Source organism: Arcicella aquatica (assembly GCF_034928825.1).
Taxonomy (GTDB): Bacteria; Bacteroidota; Bacteroidia; order Cytophagales; family Spirosomataceae; genus Arcicella; species Arcicella aquatica.
This window is the reverse complement of sequence record NZ_JAYFUL010000005.1, coordinates 94590-115891: the sequence shown is the minus strand read 5'-3', so window position 1 is coordinate 115891 and position 21302 is coordinate 94590. Positions and strand designations below refer to the sequence as shown.

Below are 21302 nucleotides of genomic sequence, written 5' to 3'. Positions count from 1 at the left end.
ATTTAAAGGTACTTATTAAAAGCTTGGTTAGAAATCACAAAGAAGGACATTCTTATATCTCTCGTTTGAATTATGGTATAAAATTAAAGACTCCAGCCTAGAATTTGATTAATAAAGTGCGAAAATAATGATGGCTGTAAGAGTAATGTAAAAGCAACCCCAAAAGCAGCACCGTATAAGTGGGCAGAGTGACCGATATTATCTAAATTTCGTTTAGACATGTAGAATGAATAAGCCGAATATAAAATAGCATATACAAAGCCCGGCACTGGGAAAAAATACACATATATTTGAGCAGTAGGCTGAAAAAGTATGGCTGAAAACACCACTGCCGAAACCCCACCTGATGCGCCCAAGGCATTATAATAACGGTCATTTTTATGGTCGGCATAACTCGGAACATTGGCCACGATAATACCCAATAAGTATAATACAGCATATAATAACGAACCAATATCAGCACCAAAAATGCCTGAAAAATAATATTCTACGATATCTCCAAAGAAATATAAACTCAGCATATTAAAGAATAAGTGTCCATAATCAGCATGTAGAAAACCTGACGTTAAGAAACGATAATATTCTTTGTATTGCTTTACTGAATAAGGATTCATAATCCATTTATTCATAATGGTTTGGTTGTTCCAAGCATAAAGGCTAAGAGCAACAGTAATTCCAATAAAAATGAAAGTTAATGACATATTATTTTTTTAGAATATCTGTGGAAAAATATATTAAGGTACAATAGGTTTCTTTTTTCATAAAACAAAAGCAGTCGAAACAAATGGTTCGACTGCCACAATATTTCTTGACAAATTTAAGCTAAACCTCTCTATCAATCAAAGTTTCAGCGAATGTTCGTAACACAGCCTTTCTTTCATCATCTACCTTTAGTGAATCTAGGGCTTCAAAGGCTTTATCAAAATAAGCATTTATCTTAATTTTAGCCAATTGGTCTATTCCCAAGCAATCATAAATAGCAGTAACAGCTTTTACTTTCTCCGTCGCATCAAATTCTTCTAAAGAAAGCCATTTATTTAATTCAATTTTTGTATCGCCTGTCGCTTTTTCTAAGGCTTCTATCAGCATAAAAGTCTTTTTATTAGAAATAATGTCACCGCCTACTTGCTTACCAAATTTTTCGGGGTCTCCGTAAACATCCAATAAATCATCTTTCAATTGAAACCCTAAGCCAATATTTAAACCAATATTATACAATAAATCACATGATTTATCGCTTGCTCCGCCTATGATTCCGCCAAGCTCTAGGGCATATCCTAATAATACCGACGTTTTCAACTTTATCATTTCCAGATATTCTTCTTCACTAACGTCCTCACGTTTTTCAAAATTCATATCCAATTGCTGACCTTCACAAACTTCTGCGGCTGTACGATTAAATCTTTTTAATGCTTTTTTAAATCGAGTATCTTCTACAAACATTAATAATTCGTAAGCTTGTACCAGCATTACATCCCCAGAAAGAATGGCCGTATTATCATTCCATTTGGCATGAACAGTAGGTTTTCCCCGACGTAACGGCGCTTTATCCATGATGTCATCATGCATTAAAGTGAAATTATGGAATACTTCCACGGCAGTTGCAGGCTTTATTGCTTTTTGCCAATCGTCTGTGAATAAGGCTGTTGCCATCAACGTCATTAATGGACGCATTCTTTTACCACCCAATGACATTAAATATCGAATGGGTTCATATAATTCTTCGGGATGTTCGCCGTAAGTTTGCTGTGAAAATTCTTCGTTGAGAGCTTGTACGAATTGTGTAAGTTTCATTTAATAATTGATGGTTCTTCTTATTAAGAAGTAACGCACTTCATGTTAGAAATGTTATGAATTGCCAAAAATAGAAAGAAGAATTTAAACTCTCACTCGTTTCAGATTTATTTTGGCTAACTTTGCAAAACCTCTAATTGAGGTCTATATTATTTATGCTCAACCATCAGCTCAAACTCCGTAAACCTCTTGCCGTTTTCGATCTAGAAACGACAGGTGTAAATGTTGTAAAAGACCGTATCGTAGAAATCAGTATTGCCAAAGCAAATATTGATGGTACTGTTACAGTCAAAACCCGTCGTGTAAATCCTGAAATACCTATTCCTTTGGAGTCATCATTGGTGCATGGTATTTATGATGAAGACATTAAGAACGAACCCACCTTTAAACAAATAGCCAAATCGATGGCTCAGTTTTTAGAAGGGTGTGATTTAGCTGGTTTTAATTCAAATCGTTTCGATGTTCCGATTTTAGTAGAAGAATTTCTTAGAAACGAGATAGATTTTGATGTTAAAAATCGTAGGCTGATTGATGCACAACGTATTTTTCATTTGATGGAACCTCGTACGCTATCGGCCGCCTATAAATTTTATTGTAAAAAAGAATTAATCGATGCACACTCGGCAGAGGCTGATACAATTGCTACGCTCGAAGTTTTGAACGCCCAAGTAAAACATTATGAAGGCGTGAAAATTAAAGATAGTAATGGTGTTGAGATTGAGCCCGTAAAAAATGACATGGATGCTTTGCACGAAATCACGGCCTCTAAACTCGTAGATTTTGCACAAAGAATGGCTTTCAATAAAGAAGGAATTGAAGTAATCAATTTCGGCAAGCATGCTGGCAAGCCAGTTGTGCAAGTATTGAAGGAAGAACCGTCATATTATGATTGGATGATGAAGGGTGATTTTCCGATGGATACCAAGAGAAAACTCACAGAAATAAAGCTTAGAGCTTTCAATAACAAGTAAAATAGCAAAAGACAAAGGTCTGGGCAGAATAAACCTACACTTTTGTCTTTTGTTTTTATGCTTTTATCAGTTTTTCCTTAATTTTGCTGATAAGTTTTCATAAGTACATTATAAGATTCAATAAACAAGTAGTGCTTTTTGATTTAGCAAAATAAGTTTCGTTTAATTAAGTTCTCAAGCAGAAACGCTATACTCATGCAACAAATACCTGATGTCATCCGTGAAATAGATTTGAACTATTATGTCTGGTTCAGTACAGCCTTATTTTGTATCGGAATTATTGGCGTATTAACACGCCGCAACGCAATCATCATCTTCATGTCGGTTGAATTAATGCTGAATGCCGTAAATTTATTACTGGTAGCATTTTCATCTTATAAAGCTGACCCCTCTGGACAAATCTTTGTATTTTTTATCATGGCAGTAGCCGCAGCCGAAGTAGCTGTTGGGCTTGCTATCATCGTGATGATTTATAGAAATATCCAGACAATTGATGTTGGTTTGTTGAATAAATTGAAATGGTAATTTTCCAATTTAAAACATTATCATCTCAAATTTAGAAAACTTTCAAATTAGAATTATGTCTCTAATTACACTCATTCCACTATTTCCCTTAATCGGCTTCCTTATCAATGGAATCGGATTCCGCCATGTTCCAAAGTCTCTAGCTGGTATTATTAGCTCTGCGGTAGCATTTGCCTCATTTGCTTGTGCTTTAACCTTGTTTTTAGGCTTTAATGGTCAACCTCAGATTGTTCATTTGTTCGACTGGATTACAGTTGGCACCCTGAATATCTCGATGTCATTTCAGCTAGATCAACTTTCGTTGTTGATGCTTTTAATCATTACTGGGGTAGGAACGCTAATTCATATTTACTCTATTGCCTACATGAGTCATGACGAAGGCTTCGGAAAGTTTTTTGCTTTCTTAAATCTCTTCTTGTTCTTCATGCTTTTACTAGTATTAGGCTCAAACTATGTCGTAATGTTCATTGGTTGGGAAGGCGTAGGTTTATGTTCATATTTATTAATTGGTTTCTGGAATAAGAATAGTAATTACGGAAATGCCGCACGTAAAGCCTTTATTATGAACCGTATCGGTGATTTAGGCTTTCTATTGGGTATTTTCTTGATAATTACTCATTTTGGTTCTGTTGAATATTCAGAAGTATTTAGAAAAGTAGTAGAAGATGGATATTCTTCTGGCGACAAAACGTTGTTTTATATCACGATTCTTTTGTTCGTTGGAGCAATGGGTAAATCGGCACAGATTCCATTATATACATGGTTGCCAGATGCGATGGCTGGTCCGACACCCGTATCTGCTTTAATCCACGCAGCTACGATGGTAACGGCTGGTATTTACATGATTATTCGCTCGAATGTTATGTATTCACTAGCACCCGAAACGCTTGATATCGTAGCTTGGGTAGGGTTGGCTACTGCCTTGTTGGCGGCTTCTATTGGTCTTTTCCAAAATGATATTAAAAAGGTATTGGCTTATTCAACGGTTTCGCAACTAGGCTATATGTTTATGGGCTTGGGAGTAATGGCTTATTCTTCTTCATTCTTCCATGTAATGACTCACGCATTCTTCAAAGCACTTTTGTTCTTAGGAGCGGGTTCTGTGATTCATGCTATGTCTGATGAACAAGATATTCGTTCAATGGGTGGGCTTCGTAAAAAATTGCCTATCACCTTCATTACCTTCTTGATTGCTACCATTGCTATCTCTGGTATTCCTCCTTTCGCAGGGTTCTTCTCTAAAGACGAAATCTTAGCACACGTTTTCGAGCATAATAAATTAATGTGGGCTTTTGGTGTATTGGGTTCAATAATGACCTCATTCTATATGTTCCGTTTATTATTCCTTACATTTTTCGGAGAATTCAGAGGAACAGAAGAACAAAAGCATCATTTGCACGAGTCACCCCTTGCGATGACTGTCCCTTTGATGATTCTTGCAGTACTTTCAGCAATAGGCGGATTCTTTAACTTCCCACATATTTTTGGGGGTCATGCTAGTTTAGCAGCATTTATGGCTCCATTGTTTGAGCAATCAGCGCTTGAACACGTCGCAGTTGATGAATCTCTTGAAATAAAATTAATGATTGTTTCAGTAATAGCGGCTTTGGTTTCTGCTGGTGTTGCCTACTTCATATACGTTGTGAAGAAAAACGTTCCATTAGCGGAAGGGCAAGAAAGTGGTTTACAAAAAGTAATTTACAATAAGTATTATATAGACGAATTGTACAATGCCATTTTTGTAAAACCAATCACAGTACTTTCTAATTTCTTTACTTCGGTTATTGAGTTCCTAGTAATTGATTTAATTGTAGAAAGTATAGGAAAATTAGTAAAGACACTCTCTGGCGAAATTCGTTTGCTTCAAAGTGGAACAACAGGTTATTATATTTTTGCAATGGTGTTATCTATTGCAGTCATATTAGTTTGGGGCTTGAAAAGTTTCCTTTTGGGATAGATTAAAGACAATTAAATACATTGAAAGATTTGCTCATTACAAATCCGATTGATAAAAAAATATGCTAACACTTTCTCTCATTCTTCTTCCCATTATTGCAGGGCTAATTACATTAGCCATCAAGGGAGAAACCGCTAAAACTGTTGCCCTTGTCTTTGCTTTTGCTGAGTTGGCTTTAGGGGTATATTTGTATAAGTCATTTGTACCAGATGTTACTTCACAATTTAGTGTTAGTTACGATTGGATTCATTCTGCAGGTATTAAGTTTTCTGTAGGCGTGGATGGTATCAGTTTGATATTGGTAATTCTTACTACTTTAATGGTGCCATTTATCATCCTTTCTACTTTTGGGAATAATTATCCAAATGCTTCAAAACTGTATGCATTGATATTGTTTATGCAAGCGGCATTAGTAGGCGTATTTACTGCTAAAGATGCTTTCCTTTTCTATTTCTTCTTTGAAGCCGCTTTGATTCCTATCTATTTTATTGCCGCTATTTGGGGCGGAGAGAATCGTATTAAAGTAACATTCAAGTTTTTTGTGTATACATTGTTTGGTTCTTTGTTTATGTTGTTGGCATTAGTGTACTTGTATTTACTAACACCAGGAACACATTCTTCAGATATTAATGTGATTTATCAATCTGCAAAAGGATTAGAAATATCAACTCAGAGTTATTTATTTGGTGCATTTTTTATTGCTTTTGCTATTAAAATGCCACTTTTCCCATTCCATACTTGGCAACCAGATACTTATCAGGAAGCTCCTACGGCAGGAACAATGCTTTTATCGGGTATTATGTTGAAAATGGGTGTTTATGGCTTAATTCGCTTTATCTTACCAATTGTTCCACTAGGTGTTGAAAAGTGGGGCTTTGTTGCCATCATCCTTTCTGTAATTGGTATCATTTATGGTTCGGTGATTGCTATTCAGCAAAAAGACATGAAACGATTGATTGCCTATTCATCATTTGCACACGTAGGATTGATGTCGGCAGGTATTTTTTCAGGAAACCTTGACGGTATTCAGGGAGCGTTGATTCAGATGTTGGCACACGGTATTAACGTAGTTGGTTTATTCTTTGTGGTAGAAATTATTGAAAGAAGAACAAAATCACGTGAATTAGCACTTTTAGGCGGAATTACACAAACGACTCCAAACCTGACGGTTTACTTCATCATTTTAATGTTGGGTTCAGTTGCCTTACCACTTACCAATGGTTTTGTTGGTGAATTTTTGTTATTGAAAGGAGTATATGAATACAATGCTTGGATAGGAGCAGTAGCAGGATTAACCATCATTTTAGGAGCAGTTTATATGTTAAGAATGGTTCAAAAATCAATGTTTGGTCATACTTCTCCAATTACAGAAGGATTCGCTGATTTGACTTTTAATGAAAAAGCAGTCTTGTTACCGCTTTCATTCTTAGTAATTGCTTTGGGTATTGCACCGAATATTTTCTTAAAATTAACTGAACCAGCTGTTAGCCAATTATTATCAATCATCAAATAATTTGATTATTGGATTTGTGAAATTGTTTTTGCCTTTTCAGAAATTCAACTATTCAAGTTTTCAAATTTGAAACATGAACGCAATTATAGCATTATCACTCTTCGGGATTTCTAATCTATTTTTAGGTTTTTTGAACAACCGTAAAATATTATTACCAGCTACGCTAGTTTTTGTCCTTATTGCTCTTGGATTAAATTTCGCAGACTGGAATCACGAATATTATTGGTTCAATAATATGTTGAAAACCAATAATCTATCAGTCAACTTTGTTTCTATCATTTTGTTGTCAACATTACTCGTTGTAGGTATCTCTCGTAGTTTTGGTGATGACGACGAACACTCGCATCCAGCCGAATACTATGCTATTTTGTTGTTTTCTACGGTGGGTGCTATCATGATGGTAACTTTCGAGAACCTGATTATGCTTTTTGTAGGCTTAGAAATCCTTTCTGTTTCAATGTATGTGTTGACAGGTTCAGATAAACGTAGTTTACGTTCAAACGAAGCAGCACTGAAATATTTCTTAATGGGTTCTTTTGCGACAGGTATTTTGTTGTTTGGTGTAGCATTAGTGTATGGTGCAACAGGTTCATTCGATATTCATGGAATAGGTTTAGCAGTGGCTCAAGCAAAAGAACAAATGGGTGGTGCATACGGCCCATTGTTGTATGCTGGCGTAATATTAATAATGGTTGGCTTGCTCTTTAAAATTTCGGCAGCACCTTTTCACTTCTGGACACCAGATGTGTATGAGGGTGCACCAAGTATCTTTACAGCATTTATGTCAACAGTAGTTAAAACAGCAGGTATTGCAGCTACTTATCGTATTTTATCAACATGCTTCCCTTCAGTATATGGCTTGTGGGGAAATCCATTAGTCTATATTGTTTGTGCAACCTTAATTATTGGTAATATTTCAGCTGTTTATCAGCAAAGCTTCAAGAGAATGCTAGCTTACTCTAGTATCTCTCATGCTGGATATTTGTTAATCACAGTATTAGCTAAAAGACCTGAGACAAACTCTTCGCTTTTGTTTTATTCTCTCGCTTATGCCATTGCTACCATTACAGCTTTTGCAGTATTAATTGTAGTATCAGAAGCAAAATCTAAAGGTGGCAAAGCAGATGAAAGTTTTGATGCTTTGAACGGACTAGCCAAAAACAATCCATTATTAGCATTTTCTTTAACCGTATCAATGTTGTCTTTAGCAGGAATTCCTCTGACTGCTGGCTTCTTTGGTAAGTTTTTTATCTTTAGTGATGCGTTCTCTAACCCTTCAGTATTGTTCAAAGGGATTCTAATTCTTGCCATTTTAATGTCTGCTGTAGGGGTTTATTATTACTTTAAACCAATCATTGCGGCGTACATGAAAACAGGTGAAACAGCGAAAATAGAACTCTCGCCTATTTATAAATATATCTTAATTCTAACAACAGCGCTGACTATTATATTAGGAATAGCTCCTGATTTAGTTAAAAATATCTTTTAATCTTGTCGAATTCAAAATTACTTAACAAAAAGGATCTAATCGTTTACTTTTTGGTTGCTGGAACAGGAGTTATCATTCAGCTAGTTTGTAGTAGCCTCTTTCAGTCTTGGTTTTCAATAAGTTACGAAGTAAGCATTGCTCCATCGTATTTTATTTCTTTGATTGCAGGTTTTATCCTCACTAAACTATTTGCATTTAACGCACGTAAGTCAAGCCAAACTCGTCGTGAAGTAGTAAAATACTTAATGGTAGCTACTTTTTCGGGAGGAGTAACTTGGTTTTTCGCTACTTTCTCTTACAGAATTTCAAATCATTATTTCGAAATATTTCATTACTTAATCCCTTTTTCAAAAAAGGTAATTAATGTCAATCAACTGGTTTGCCATTTAATTGGAAATGGATTTAGTTTTATGTCAAACTATACGTTACATAAAACTTTTACTTTTAAAGATACAGGCTTTTACGACAGGTTGAAGAAGCTAGTTTTGTAAAATATAAATATTATAATATTTAATTAAATTTTTTACTGTTAACTCACTAATTGAATTTATAAAAAGATATTAAAATAAAAGAGTTTTTAAGGTTTTAATTGTATTTTTCATTGATTAAACACTGTAAAAACTAGATTTTTTATCAATTATTAAGAAATACTTAAAATTTATTTACAAATCCTTGCATGGAATAAAAGTTGTACATAAATTTGTATCAAACAAACCCCAATCACAACGAAATGAAGAAATTTTTTGCATTCGCTTTAGTAGCTGGTATGATTTCATTAGCTGCTTGTTCAGAAAAGAAAGCTGAAACTACTACAACTGATTCAGTAACTGTTGATACTACTACAGCTGTTGATACTGCTGCTGTTGTTGATACTGCTGCTGCTGATACAACAACTAAGTAATTATCAGTTGCCTTTTGGAAAAAAAAGCCTTAACCTAGTTAAGGCTTTTTTTATGACCTCGTGTATTTCATTCAGAAATCAACGAGGTTTTGTAGTATATTAGCATCATGAAAAAAGAATTAGAAGTTTTTCAAAAATATTTCCCAAGCACAACTATTAATTACTGTTTTGACTTGTGGAGAACATACCAATTTAACTTTAAAATTACTCGTACACGCCAATCCAAATTAGGTGATTATTCCTTTAGGAGAGATAAAGGACATCAAATTACGGTGAATGGTGATTTAAACCCATATTCTTTTCTAGTTACTTACGTTCACGAAGTAGCTCACTTAGCTACCTTTAAACAATTTGGGAATAAGCCAAAACCCCACGGCAAAGAATGGAAGAAGTATTTTAAAGATTTATTTGTACCATTATTGAATGAACAAATTTTGCCTATAGAGATAGTTATTCCATTGAAAGAATATCTACAAAATCCCTCTGCGACTACTCAGAGCTATTCGCCATTGATGAAAGAGTTGAGAAAATATGATCAATTATCAGATGATTGCTCAAAAATAATTTTAACAAATCTGGAAAAAGGCGAAATATTTGAATTGAATGGAAGGTATTTTGAAAAAGGAGATTTACGCAGAACACGGTTTTTGTGTACAGATAAAGCTAATGGCAAACGGTATGTGGTATCGGCCATAGCGATGGTAAAAAAAATATAATTTTTGAAACCAGCTTACGTTTAAATAAAGTAAAAAATGTAGTTTTGAAAAAATCACTTATAAATAGTATTCTATTTTTCCTTTTCTTTTTTCCTTTAAAAAACTATGCTCAAAATTCAGTATTGGCAAAAGGTAACTGGATAAAAATTGGGGTAAAAAATAATGGGGTTTACCGATTAGATGCTGAGTTCCTACAACGCAATGGCTTTGATTTAGCTAAAATCAATCCTCAAAATATTCAACTCTTTGGCAATGGTGGAGGAATGTTACCCCAAAACAATCTACAGGATAGGGCTGTTGATTTGACTGAAAATAATATTTATATTGAAGGAGAAGCAGACGGAAAGTTTGATGCCCAAGATTTTATTCTTTTCTATGGACAAAGCCCGCATAAGACCTATTATGATGCTACAACTGGCTCATTAAAACACCAATTCAATATTTATGCTGATACTACATTTTATTTTTTAACCCTTGCTGAAACCAAAGGATTAAGAATAAAAGACCAAGCCTCTGTAGTAGCTACGAACAATATCTCAACATTCGATGATTACGTTTTTCATGAAGTAGATCAAAAAAATATTTTGGCACAAGCCCCTTTTGCTGGTTCTGGTAGGGAATGGTTTGGAGAAGAGTTTTCGGGGACGAATGAACAAATTTTTGCTTTTAATCTTCCGGGAATTATAGCTACTTCAATGGTAAATGTAACTTGTTCGGCAGCAGTATCGGCTTACGGGCAAACCGACTTTGTTGTAAGAACCAACGAGGAGGATTTGGGCAGAATGGCCATGTCGGCAATAGGCAGTGACAGATATGATTATAAAGGAGCGAGTGCCACAAAAAGCTTTACTATTAGTGGCAGTGCTTTTGCGAGTACAGATGCCTTTAGAATAGGCCTGACCTATGATAAAAAGACACTCACTTATGGTGTAGGCTACTTAAATTATTTAGGGATTCAGGCAAAAAGAGCGTTGAAGTTATATAATCAACAAACGATTTTTAGGGCTATTGAAAGCGTAAATAATCCAACCGTAAATTATGTAATCGAAAAGCCCACGGCTACCTTTAGCATTTGGGATATTACTAATCCCCTACAAGTACAAAATCAGGTATATTCTTTACAAAATCAATCCGTAAACTTTGGGCTTACTAGCCAAATACTCAGAGAATTCATCATTTTTAGTAATACTGATTTTCTTGTTCCAGTATCAGCCCAGAAGATTAATAATCAAAATTTGCATAATATTGATGTTCCTAATTTAGTAATAGTAAGCTCACCTCTTTTGAAAAACCAAGCCTCACGTCTGGCAGATTTTAGAAAAGAGCATGATAAATTATCGGTATTGGTGGTATCCCCAGAAGAAATTTATAACGAATACTCCTCTGGGAAACAAGATATATCTGCCATCAGAGATTTTTTGAGGAGTCTTTATCAAAAAAAGCCTGATACCATAAAATATTTATTACTTTTTGGAGATGCTTCTTATGATTATAAGAAAAGGCTAAACGTAATTAATGATGAAACCAAGGCTATTTTAATACCTACTTACGAGAGCAGGGAATCTTTACACCCTATTTTCAGCTATTCTTCAGATGATTACTTTGGCTTTTTACAAGATAATGAAGGTGAATGGACGGAGAACCAAGCAGGCAATCATACCCTTGAAATTGGGATAGGCAGATTGCCTGTTAAGAATTCAGAAGAAGCCAAGCAGATAGTAGATAAGTTGATAAACTATGGTACAAACAAAAATACAATTGGGCAATGGCGAAGCAAGCTAGCTTTTGTGGCTGACGATGATGATGGAAATATTCATCAGCAAGATGCAGAGGCTTTTGCTACCATGGTAAACATATTTTCGCCAGCTTATCAAACTGAGAAAATTTATTTAGATGCCTTTCCTTTGGTTTCTTTACCCGAAGGACAGCGGTCGCCATTGGCCAATAATGCGCTTAACCAAGCTTTTCAACAAGGGTCGTTAATTGTGAATTATAATGGACATGGGGCTGAAACTGGCTGGACTGACGAACAGATATTGACGTTAAAAGATATACAGTCGTGGACAAATTTTAATAATATGCCCTTGATGCTTACAGCAACGTGTCAATTTGGGAGGTTTGATGACCCTAATCAGATTTCAGGAGCAGAGCTGTCAATTCTTAATCCAAATGGCGGGGCAATTGCCTTATTAACGACCACACGACCAGTTTATCAGAATACTAATTTTTTTATTAATCAAGCTTTTTACCAAGCGGTTTTTACGCCTATCAATGGAGTAATGCCAAGATTAGGGGATGTAATGGTTTATACAAAAAATAATAGCTTGCAGGGAGTACTGAATAGAAATTTTTCATTATTGGGTGACCCATCGATGAAATTAGCTTATCCAGAATATGAAGTGTCTTTTGTGAAAATAAATGGAAAAGAAATAGCCAAAGCAGATACTTTAAAAGCCCAAAGCAAAGTGACAATTGAAGGCGAAATAAGACAGCTAGGAACACAGACAAGGATAAATACATTTAGCGGAAAAGCTGTTATTACAGTTTATGATAAAGAAAAAAGTATTTCGACCAAGGGTAATAAGGGCTTAAAGTTCAATTATCAAGATTTTACTAATATTTTATTTAAAGGAGAAGTAAGCGTTTTGAATGGAAGTTTTACCAGTACTTTTGTTGTTCCTAAAGATATTAATTACCAGCTAGGGGAAGGCAAAATTTTTATGTATGCACAAACTACTGATGGACTACTCGATGCATCGGGTGCATTGAACCCTATGATAGGGGGTGCAGATAATCGGTTGCAACAAGACAATACGCCACCAAGTGCAAAACTGTATTTGAATGATTTATCTTTTGTTGATGGAGGTTTGACTAACGAGAGTCCAATTTTTTTAGCTAATATTGCTGATGAAAATGGTATTAATATTGCCAGCGAGGGATTGGGGCATGAACTATTATTAACCGTTGATGATACGCTTAAAATAATTGTCAATCAATACTTTATTGCTAATAAGGATGATTATAGAAGCGGACAAATAAAGTATCAAATCAAGAACTTAATTGCAGGGGAACATCAATTAAAATTAAAAGTTTGGGATACCAATAATAATTCAACAGAGTCTTCGTTACGATTCAGAGTCAATGCTGAGAGTCAGAATACATTAAAAAATGTATTCTGTTTCCCAAATCCTACAAGTGAAAAAACTACTTTCAGTTTTGAACACAATCAAGAAGGAGATGATTTTAATGTAATTATAGAAATTTTTGATACTTTTGGGCATCTAATTAAACAAATAAAAGAAAATGCTTACCAAGTAAGCACACCATTTAATAAAATTTCATGGAATATTGTAGAAGATTCTGTTTCAAATGTAACTGGTAATTACTTTTATCGTATTTTTGTAAAGTCACTAACAACTGGATATCAAGCAAATGGAAGTGGCAAGATTATCTCGTTAAAATAATTTCCAGCAAAGAATATTTGGATAAATTTTGTAAAAAAAGGTTTATTGAGTACTTTTGATATGCCTCGTTCCAAGAAACTTTAACCTTAAAGACAATGATTAAAAAAATTACCAGCGCTCTTAGAGTGACCCTGTTGTTTGGATTAACAGTGCCCGCTGTGAACGTCTTTGCTCAAACCACAAATCCAACTACAACAACTTTTACTAATGCACCGAATCCAGCTATTCAATCTTTAATCATTACTCCTGATGCACGTTCGGCAGCTATGGGCGAAGCGGGTGTAGCCCTTTCGCCAGGTGATGGAGATGCCAACAGTATTTTTTGGAATCCAGGAAAAATCCCTTTTTCTGGCAAAGATATGGCTGTTTCTGTATCATACACTCCATGGTTACGCCAGTTGGTTAATGATATGGGACTTTTGAATGCTAGTTTTTATAAAAAAATCCAAGCAAATCAAGCACTAGGAATATCAATTCATTATTTTGATCAAGGTAAATTTCAAGCTACTGACGGTATTGGAAACTCTTTAGGAGATTTTTCTTCAAAAGAATATTCAATCTCAGGCTCTTATTCTCGTAAATTGTCTGAAAAACTTGGGCTTGGGGTAAATGTAAAATACATCAATTCTCAGTTGTTCCCAATTACAGCTAATGCGATTGTTGTACAGAACGAATCCACAGTAGCTGCGGACATTGGTTTGTTCCATACATCAAAAAGAGATAAGCCTTGGAATTATAACTGGGGTGTAATGATTCAAAATATTTCGGGTCGTGTTTCTTATGGCTTATCAGAATCTAACTTTATTCCAACTAATTTGAAAGCAGGTTTTGCGGCTATCAATACAATTGATCAACATAATAAGTTGACATTGACAATGGATATCAACAAATTAATGGTGCCTACTCCAAAAAAGGTTAATGGTATATTACAACAACCAGAAACAGCGATTGGTGGTATTTTGGGTTCATTTAGTGATGCACCAGAAGGATTTAGTGAAGAAATTAAGGAAATTAACCTTTCTTTAGGAGCAGAATATTTATATAATGATTTATTTGCACTAAGAGGAGGATATTATTATGAAGATGCTTATAAAGGTAATCGTAAGTATTTTACAGCAGGTTTTGGTGTAAAATTAGAAAAGAAATTTGGGTTAGATTTTGCCTACTTAATTCCTGTAACAAGTGGAAATGCATTGGCACAAACTCTAAGATTGAGTTTACATGCTACGTTTAATTCAGCTCCAAAAGTGGCAACGACAACAACGAAATAATTTTGTATAAAATATTATCACAAGCATAGAAAAAATGGCATCTCGAACGAGATGTCATTTTTTTTAGTTTAAAATATTAGCCTATACCTATGAATATTTATAAAGCCCAATAAAAAAATAGCATAACAAGAAATGATTGTAGATAGAGTAAAAAATCCAGATTATCAAACTATTCAGCAGGTAAATATCCCAAAAATTGAAAGTATTTTATTGTCAAATGGTATTCCGTTGCATTATATCAGTGTTGGAGAACAACCTGTAGTAAAGCTCGAAATTAGCTTTGATGCAGGTAATTGGTATGAAAAAGAAAATGGAGTATCATTTTTTACAGCCAAAATGCTTGGAGAAGGAACAGCTAAATATTCGTCTTCACAGATAAGTGCTTTTTTTGATCAATTCGGAGCATTCATAGAATTTGGTCATGGACTTGATAGAGCAAATATTACCGTTTATGGGTTAGCAAAGTATTTGCCAGAGCTTTTGCCAATGGTACAGGAAGTACTCAATAATGCTACTTTCCCTGAAGATGAATTATTGAAATTTAAAAAAATACAATTACAAACATTAGCAGTCAACGCTGAAAAAACTTCGTTTTTAGCTAATAAAATTTTTAGAAATACCATATTTGGAGATAACCATCCATACGGAAAATCTTTGGACGAAAAGGCTATCAATGCAATTAGTCGAGCTTCGTTAGTGGAATTCTATCAAAGCTTTTGGCTAAATAAAAAGCCACGAATATTTTTATCAGGAAAAATAACAGCAACAGAAGTAAAGCTAGTAGAAGACTTTTTTGGAGATATTAAAGTGCAGGAGAGTGATAAAAGACAATTGAGTAATGAACAACTGCCTGAAAAGAAGAAAATATTGATAGAGAGAGAAGAAAGTATACAGTCGTCTATTAGAATAGGGAAACAGATGATGACTCGTAAGCATCCAGATTATTTTAAAATGCTGGTTTTAAACGAGGCCTTGGGTGGGTATTTTGGCTCAAGATTAATGAAGAACATTCGTGAAGAAAAAGGGCTTACCTATGGTATTTCTTCAAATATCGCTCCCTTTACACAGGCAGGTTATTTCGTGATTGGAACGGATGTTAAAAAGGAATACACACAACTTACAATAGATGAAATCTATAAAGAAATAACAATACTTCAGAAGGAGTTGATAGATGCCGATGAGCTAGAGGTTGTAAAAAACTATATGATTGGTTCATTTGCGGGGTCTTTGAATACACCATTTGATATTTCAGACCGTTATAAGGTTATTTTTTCGGAGGACCTTCCTACTGATTTTTATGATTGTTATATTCAAAATATCCAAGCGGTTAATGCTGAGATGGTTATGGAAGTGGCAAATCAACATTTATCGATAAATTCTTTAGATGAAATAGTAGTGGGCGGAAAATAAATTGACTTTTTGACTTTGTTATTTAGGATTTTTTCGCTAAATTATAGCATTATAACAAAATAAATAAAGCTATGAAAAGAGTATCTAATCTTATTTATCACAAAGGAAATACTGTTACTGTCATTGATGCTTCTAAAACTGTTTATGAGGCACTTGAGATTATGGCCCAAAAAAATATAGGGGCGCTGGTAGTATACAATCAAGATGAGTTTGTAGGAATACTCACTGAACGAGATTATGCTCAGAAAGTAATCGTCAAAGGAAAACATTCGAATGATACTTTGGTATCAGAAATCATGGAATCAGAATGTCCCTCTGTAAAATTTGAAGATTCTATTGAAAAGTGTATGGAGATAATGTCTGAAAGACATATTCGATACTTACCTGTCATTGCAGAGAAACACGTTGTGGGAATTGTTTCGATGGGGGACGTAGTTCGATATATTATTGAAGACCAAAAAGCAACGATTAGTCATTTACAAAACTTTATATCTGGCGGAGGAATGTGAAGGAGTCGGATTACTAGACAATACCAATCTAGTAATCCGAAAAAGCCTAAATATCAAATCCAGCTAAATCTTTAAATTCATTGATACGTGAAGTAAGTTCTTCATCGTTCAGATCAACAATTCTTTCAGTCCCAAATTTCTCTACACAGAATGATGCCATTGCTGAGCCATGTACAATGGCTCTTTTCATATTTTCAAAGCTGATGTCGTCAGTTTTAGCTAAATAGCCAATAAAGCCCCCAACAAAAGTATCTCCAGCACCAGTTGGGTCAAATACCTGTTCTAGTACCAACGCTGGACAGAAGAATAATTTATCACCTTGGAAAAGCAAAGCTCCGTGTTCTCCTTTTTTGATAATTAATGTTTTAGGACCCATTGCCATAATCGTTTTGGCAGCAGTTCTTAAAGAATAATCACCCGAAAGTTGACGTGCCTCCTCATCATTGATACAAAGTACATCAATCATGGTAAGTACTTTCTTCAAATCATCCATCGCAATATCCATCCAAAAATTCATTGTATCCATTACAATTAATTTCGGGCGTTTTGCCAAACGTTCGATGACTGTTATCTGTACTGCCGGCGTCAAATTACCCAACATTAGGTATTGGCAGTCTTGGTATTGTTCTGGAATAATAGGGTCGAAAGTGCCTAAAACATTTAATTCAGTAACTAAAGTATCACGAGAATTCATGTTGTTGTGGTAACGACCAGACCAAAAGAAAGTTTTTTCTCCTTTTTTTATTTGTAATCCAGTAGTGTCAATTTCTTTATTTTCAAGAAGTTGAATATATTCTTGTGGAAAATCTTCACCTACAACCGCTACAAGGTTTACGGGAATTTTGAAGTAAGAGGCAGACAAAGAAATATATGTTCCTGCACCACCGATGATTTTGTCTGTTTTGCCGTAGGGTGTTTCGAGGGCATCAAATGCTACCGAACCAATTGCTAATAAACTCATTTAGAATATTTTAGAATATTGAAATAATCATGCAATTTACGACTTTTCAAGTGTTTATATATAGACGTTATTTATAAAGTTGGTATTTGAAGGATAAAAATCCGCAGAAATGCTTGGGTAAATTTCATATAAAACTATCAAAATATTGTATATTGATAAAAACCGTAAAAGGAAATCATCTCTTTTACAATTTTTAAAAAACCAAGACGTTCTCTGCAACAAGAATACGATTTTACAATTGGCTAAAGTGCAGGTATTTGCAGGAATTCAATATTTAATTTTTAAATTTGTAAGATAGTTAATTTAATATCAGTGCTCGTTCATATCTTAAAGAGTTTGTAGGTTTAAGTTTGTTGCCACTTAAATATAATCCTTTTATAAATCTTTATTGAAAATTACCCATGATTCAACTTCAAACTGGTAAATACAAACAAATAATTATACGGCTATGGAGGCTGTCGATTATTGGTTTTGTTGCTTTTATACTCTATATCTTTGCTGTTCAATATAACTTCTTATGGCTTTTTGGCGGGATGCCTAGTTTACAAGAACTAGAAAACCCAAAGAGTCAGATTGCCTCTGTTTTGATTTCTGAAGATGGGGTAGAATTAGAAAAATATTTCCGTGAAAACCGCTCGCCGATTGAATATGAAGAGCTTTCTCCTAATATCATCAATGCTTTAATTTCAACGGAGGATGCTCGTTTTACACAGCACTCTGGGATTGATTTAAGAAGTACTTTCAGGGTTATAACACATTTTGGTAGAGCTGGTGGAGGAAGTACGCTTTCACAGCAATTAGCCAAAAACCTTTTTGATACACGTAGGCTAGACCCAACAGAGGAGGGCCCAAGCTATAAAGGATTGCTAGCAAAAATCCCATTGGTCAGGACGATAATTGCTAAAACTAAGGAATGGATTTTAGCCATTCGTTTAGAAAGCCGTTATACCAAACAAGAAATACTTAAGATGTATTTAAACGAAGTAGAGTTTGGAAATAATGCCTATGGAATTAGAGTGGCTTGTAAAACATACTTTGGAAAAAGTGTTGGGAATGTGTCGGTAAAAGAAGCTGCAACTTTGGTAGGAATGCTACAAAACCCTGTCATGTACGACCCTCGTCGTCATCCAGAAAGATGTCTTGTTCGTCGAAACGTTGTGCTAAGTCAGATGAATAAATATGAGCATCTATCGGATGGAGAGATGCTATCCTTGCAAAACGAACCCTTGGAGTTGAAATTTAAGGTGGAAAATCAAAACACAGGACAGGCTCCTTATTTCCGTGAAGCTTTAAAAAAACAATTACAAGAGATTATTGCTGATATTAATTCAACCAGAGATGATGACGACCAGTTGAACCTATATACCAGTGGTTTAAGGATTCATACCACCATTGATTCAAGAATACAGACCTATGCTCAAACATCTTTGGAAGACCACATGAAGGCCGAACAAAAGTTGTTTTATGCCCATTGGAAAGGCAGAAACCCATGGGTTGATGAAAGAATGCGCGAAATTAAAGGCTTTCTAAAAAGTGCCATGAAACGTACTCAGCGTTATAAAGCATTGATGGAAGAATTGGATGGAGACGAAGAGGCCGTTTGGAAGGTGTTGAAAACACCTGTGAAAATGACGGTTTTTTCTTGGCAAGGAGATAGAGATACTACTTTATCGCCCCTTGATTCAATGAGTTACTACAAAAGAATCTTGAATTGTGGATTCATGGCGATGAATCCCAACGATGGGCATATCAAAGCTTGGGTAGGAGGAATAAATTTTAAATATTTTAAGTTTGATCACGTAAGACAAAGTAAACGCCAACCAGGCTCTACTTTCAAACCATTTGTGTATGCAAGTGCTCTTGAAAATGATGCGGTAAGTTTGTGTGAAAATGTAGTTGATGAACCAGTAACGTTTGGCCCGGAAGATGGAATAGACAGACCGTGGACACCACAAAACTCTACAGGTAGTTATTCTTATGCTTCAATGCCACTTCGACATGCTATGGGGCTTTCAATTAACTCGGTTGCGGCTAAATTAATGAAATTGTTAGGAGCAAGAAAAATAGCTGAATTTGCCAACAGGGTGGGTATTCAGAGTAGTTTGATGGAAGTTCCTGCTTTATGTTTGGGTGCTAGCGAGGTTTCGGTATATGAACAAGTGGCAGCCTATAGTACTTTTATCAACCAAGGCTATCGTATTGAACCTATTATGATTTTGAGTATTGAAGATAAAAACGGGAATGAATTAAGACGTTTTGAAACTACTACCAAGCAAGTAATTAGTGCTGATTTAGCCTATAAAATGACTTATATGTTAAAAGGGGCTGTGCAAGAATCAGGCGGAACGGCCCAAGGATTGAATCGATATAACTGTGCACAAGGCAATGATATTGGTGCAAAAACAGGTACTACGTCTAATTACTCAGATGGTTGGTTTATGGGCGTTACGCAGAACTTAGTAGCTGGTGTTTGGGTAGGTGGCGACGATAGAAGTATTCACTTTAGAAGCTTAGCACTTGGGCAAGGAGCAAAAATGGCTATGCCTGCTTATGCTAATTTTATGGATAAAGTATATGCTGACCAGTCTTTGGCAATAGCAGGTTTCAAGAAAGAACCTTTTAAAAAGCCTGACGGAGTAGATTTAGGGTGTAACTCTTATACCGTAGATTCAACGCAAGTACAAACGCCTACTGCTAAACCCAAAGAAGAAGAAGGCTTTTTGAAATAAAATTTTGAATTTTCGATTCATTTATATTTGGAAAGAAAATGAGTGTAATAATTGTCGATTAAACCCCATCAATGAAAAATAAATTACAAATCGAGCCTAAAGCTCAAAAACCAAAATATCAACAAATTGTAGATGAAATCATTGAGAGAATCCAACAAGGACTTTTAAAAAGAGGTGACCAACTCCCGACAATTAATGATATTACGGCATCTTTGGGTGTTGCTAGGATGACAGTAATTCGAGCCTATGAAGAGCTTCGAGAAAGAGGGATTGTGGCTGCACAGCATGGCAAGGGATATTACGTGGCTTCAACTAATATTCAGGCTTCCATGCACGTTTTCGTGCTTTTTGATGCTATGAACTCTTATAAAGAAGTACTTTTCCATGCCATGAAAGAGGCACTAGGAGAAAATGTTTCTATTGATTTGTTTTTTCATTATCACGATTTGAAAGTTTTTGAAAACGTAATTATTAATAATATTGGTAATTATAATTTCTATATTATCATGCCTCACTTTAATGAGGATGTTTCGGATATTGTTACGCAAATTTCTAAAGAAAAATTATTGATTTTAGATATTGATGTCGAGCAATTGGATGAAGAATATGCAGTTTTATACCAAGATTTTGAACAGAACTTTTATCAGGGACTCACAGAGGCGATTCCTATGTTGAATAAATACGAAAGTTTAACGTTGTTCTTGAGTAAAAACCAGTTTCAATACACGCCCAAAGGTATTATAAAAGGGTTTAGTAAATTCTGCGAAGCACACAACGTAATAGGAGAAGTTGTAGATAACCTAGATGTTGAAAACCTACAGAAAGGACATGCATACATACTTTTCTTAGAGAATGACTTGGTTCGTTTTGTTAATTATACCCATAAAAAACAGTTGAAACTAGGAGAGGAGATAGGCTTACTCTCTTATGATGATACACCGATTAAAGAAATTTTAGCTGAAAACGGCATTACTACTATCTCAAACGACTTTGTTCAGATGGGGAAAATGGTGGGAAGAATGGTGCATAATCGACAAAAAGGAAAGATTGCTAGCGCAAGCTCACTAATCGTAAGAGGTTCCTTATAACATC

General features: G+C 35.0%; 17 protein-coding genes. 14 read left to right on the top strand and 3 right to left on the bottom strand.

What is annotated here, in order from left to right; translation table 11 throughout:
• Nucleotides 1–83: 83 nt before the first annotated feature.
• The gene (locus VB264_RS04450) at nucleotides 84–701 is read right to left on the bottom strand and encodes a rhomboid family intramembrane serine protease (RefSeq protein WP_323247122.1); all 618 of its coding nucleotides are present in this window, start codon (nucleotides 699–701) and stop codon (nucleotides 84–86) included.
• A 121-nt stretch (nucleotides 702–822) separates the two neighbouring features.
• Nucleotides 823–1794: a polyprenyl synthetase family protein gene (locus VB264_RS04445; RefSeq protein WP_323247120.1), complete on the bottom strand. Its 972-nt coding sequence runs from the start codon at nucleotides 1792–1794 to the stop codon at nucleotides 823–825.
• Nucleotides 1795–1949: 155 nt separating this feature from the next.
• Here VB264_RS04445 and VB264_RS04440 point away from each other — a divergent pair, with 155 nt between their 5' ends.
• The 12 genes from VB264_RS04440 (at nucleotide 1950) to VB264_RS04385 (ending at nucleotide 16520) form a co-directional block, all read left to right on the top strand.
• Nucleotides 1950–2765, top strand: coding sequence for an exonuclease domain-containing protein (locus tag VB264_RS04440; protein ID WP_309922541.1), 816 nt, complete (start codon nucleotides 1950–1952; stop codon nucleotides 2763–2765).
• 195 nt (nucleotides 2766–2960) lie between these two features.
• On the top strand, nucleotides 2961–3290 hold the full coding sequence (gene nuoK / locus VB264_RS04435) for an NADH-quinone oxidoreductase subunit NuoK (RefSeq protein ID WP_309922538.1): 330 nt from the start codon (nucleotides 2961–2963) through the stop codon (nucleotides 3288–3290).
• 55 nt (nucleotides 3291–3345) lie between these two features.
• Nucleotides 3346–5247 (top strand): NADH-quinone oxidoreductase subunit L, encoded by a 1902-nt coding sequence (gene nuoL / locus VB264_RS04430; protein ID WP_323247117.1) that lies wholly within the window; start codon nucleotides 3346–3348, stop codon nucleotides 5245–5247.
• A 61-nt stretch (nucleotides 5248–5308) separates the two neighbouring features.
• Nucleotides 5309–6760, top strand: coding sequence for a complex I subunit 4 family protein (locus tag VB264_RS04425; RefSeq protein WP_323247115.1), 1452 nt, complete (start codon nucleotides 5309–5311; stop codon nucleotides 6758–6760).
• A 73-nt stretch (nucleotides 6761–6833) separates the two neighbouring features.
• Nucleotides 6834–8249, top strand: a complete 1416-nt coding sequence (locus tag VB264_RS04420) for an NADH-quinone oxidoreductase subunit N (RefSeq protein ID WP_323247113.1) — start codon at nucleotides 6834–6836, stop codon at nucleotides 8247–8249.
• Nucleotides 8250–8251: 2 nt separating this feature from the next.
• Nucleotides 8252–8740 carry a GtrA family protein gene (locus tag VB264_RS04415; protein WP_323247111.1) on the top strand — a complete coding sequence of 163 codons (489 nt, stop codon included), beginning with the start codon at nucleotides 8252–8254 and terminating at the stop codon, nucleotides 8738–8740.
• Nucleotides 8741–8979: 239 nt separating this feature from the next.
• The gene (locus VB264_RS04410) at nucleotides 8980–9150 is read left to right on the top strand and encodes a PG1828 family lipoprotein (protein ID WP_309922522.1); all 171 of its coding nucleotides are present in this window, start codon (nucleotides 8980–8982) and stop codon (nucleotides 9148–9150) included.
• A 107-nt stretch (nucleotides 9151–9257) separates the two neighbouring features.
• The gene (locus VB264_RS04405) at nucleotides 9258–9866 is read left to right on the top strand and encodes a SprT-like domain-containing protein (RefSeq protein WP_309922519.1); all 609 of its coding nucleotides are present in this window, start codon (nucleotides 9258–9260) and stop codon (nucleotides 9864–9866) included.
• A gap of 44 nt (nucleotides 9867–9910) precedes the next feature.
• Entirely contained in the window at nucleotides 9911–13330 is a 3420-nt protein-coding gene (gene porU / locus VB264_RS04400) for a type IX secretion system sortase PorU (RefSeq protein WP_323247108.1), read from the top strand.
• 95 nt (nucleotides 13331–13425) lie between these two features.
• Complete coding sequence (gene porV / locus VB264_RS04395) at nucleotides 13426–14601, top strand: type IX secretion system outer membrane channel protein PorV (protein ID WP_323247107.1); 1176 nt, start codon at nucleotides 13426–13428, stop codon at nucleotides 14599–14601.
• Nucleotides 14602–14733: 132 nt separating this feature from the next.
• Nucleotides 14734–16011 (top strand): M16 family metallopeptidase, encoded by a 1278-nt coding sequence (locus tag VB264_RS04390; protein WP_323247106.1) that lies wholly within the window; start codon nucleotides 14734–14736, stop codon nucleotides 16009–16011.
• A gap of 71 nt (nucleotides 16012–16082) precedes the next feature.
• A complete protein-coding gene (locus tag VB264_RS04385; protein WP_309922504.1) occupies nucleotides 16083–16520 on the top strand; it encodes a CBS domain-containing protein in 438 nt (145 codons plus the stop codon).
• A 46-nt stretch (nucleotides 16521–16566) separates the two neighbouring features.
• On the opposite strand, the gene VB264_RS04380 is transcribed toward VB264_RS04385, so the two are convergent.
• Nucleotides 16567–17481, bottom strand: coding sequence for a PfkB family carbohydrate kinase (locus tag VB264_RS04380; RefSeq protein ID WP_323247104.1), 915 nt, complete (start codon nucleotides 17479–17481; stop codon nucleotides 16567–16569).
• A 401-nt stretch (nucleotides 17482–17882) separates the two neighbouring features.
• Here VB264_RS04380 and VB264_RS04375 point away from each other — a divergent pair, with 401 nt between their 5' ends.
• A complete protein-coding gene (locus VB264_RS04375) occupies nucleotides 17883–20210 on the top strand; it encodes a penicillin-binding protein 1A (RefSeq protein ID WP_323247102.1) in 2328 nt (775 codons plus the stop codon).
• A 71-nt stretch (nucleotides 20211–20281) separates the two neighbouring features.
• Nucleotides 20282–21298, top strand: a complete 1017-nt coding sequence (locus tag VB264_RS04370; RefSeq protein ID WP_323247100.1) for a GntR family transcriptional regulator — start codon at nucleotides 20282–20284, stop codon at nucleotides 21296–21298.
• Nucleotides 21299–21302 lie beyond the last annotated feature (4 nt).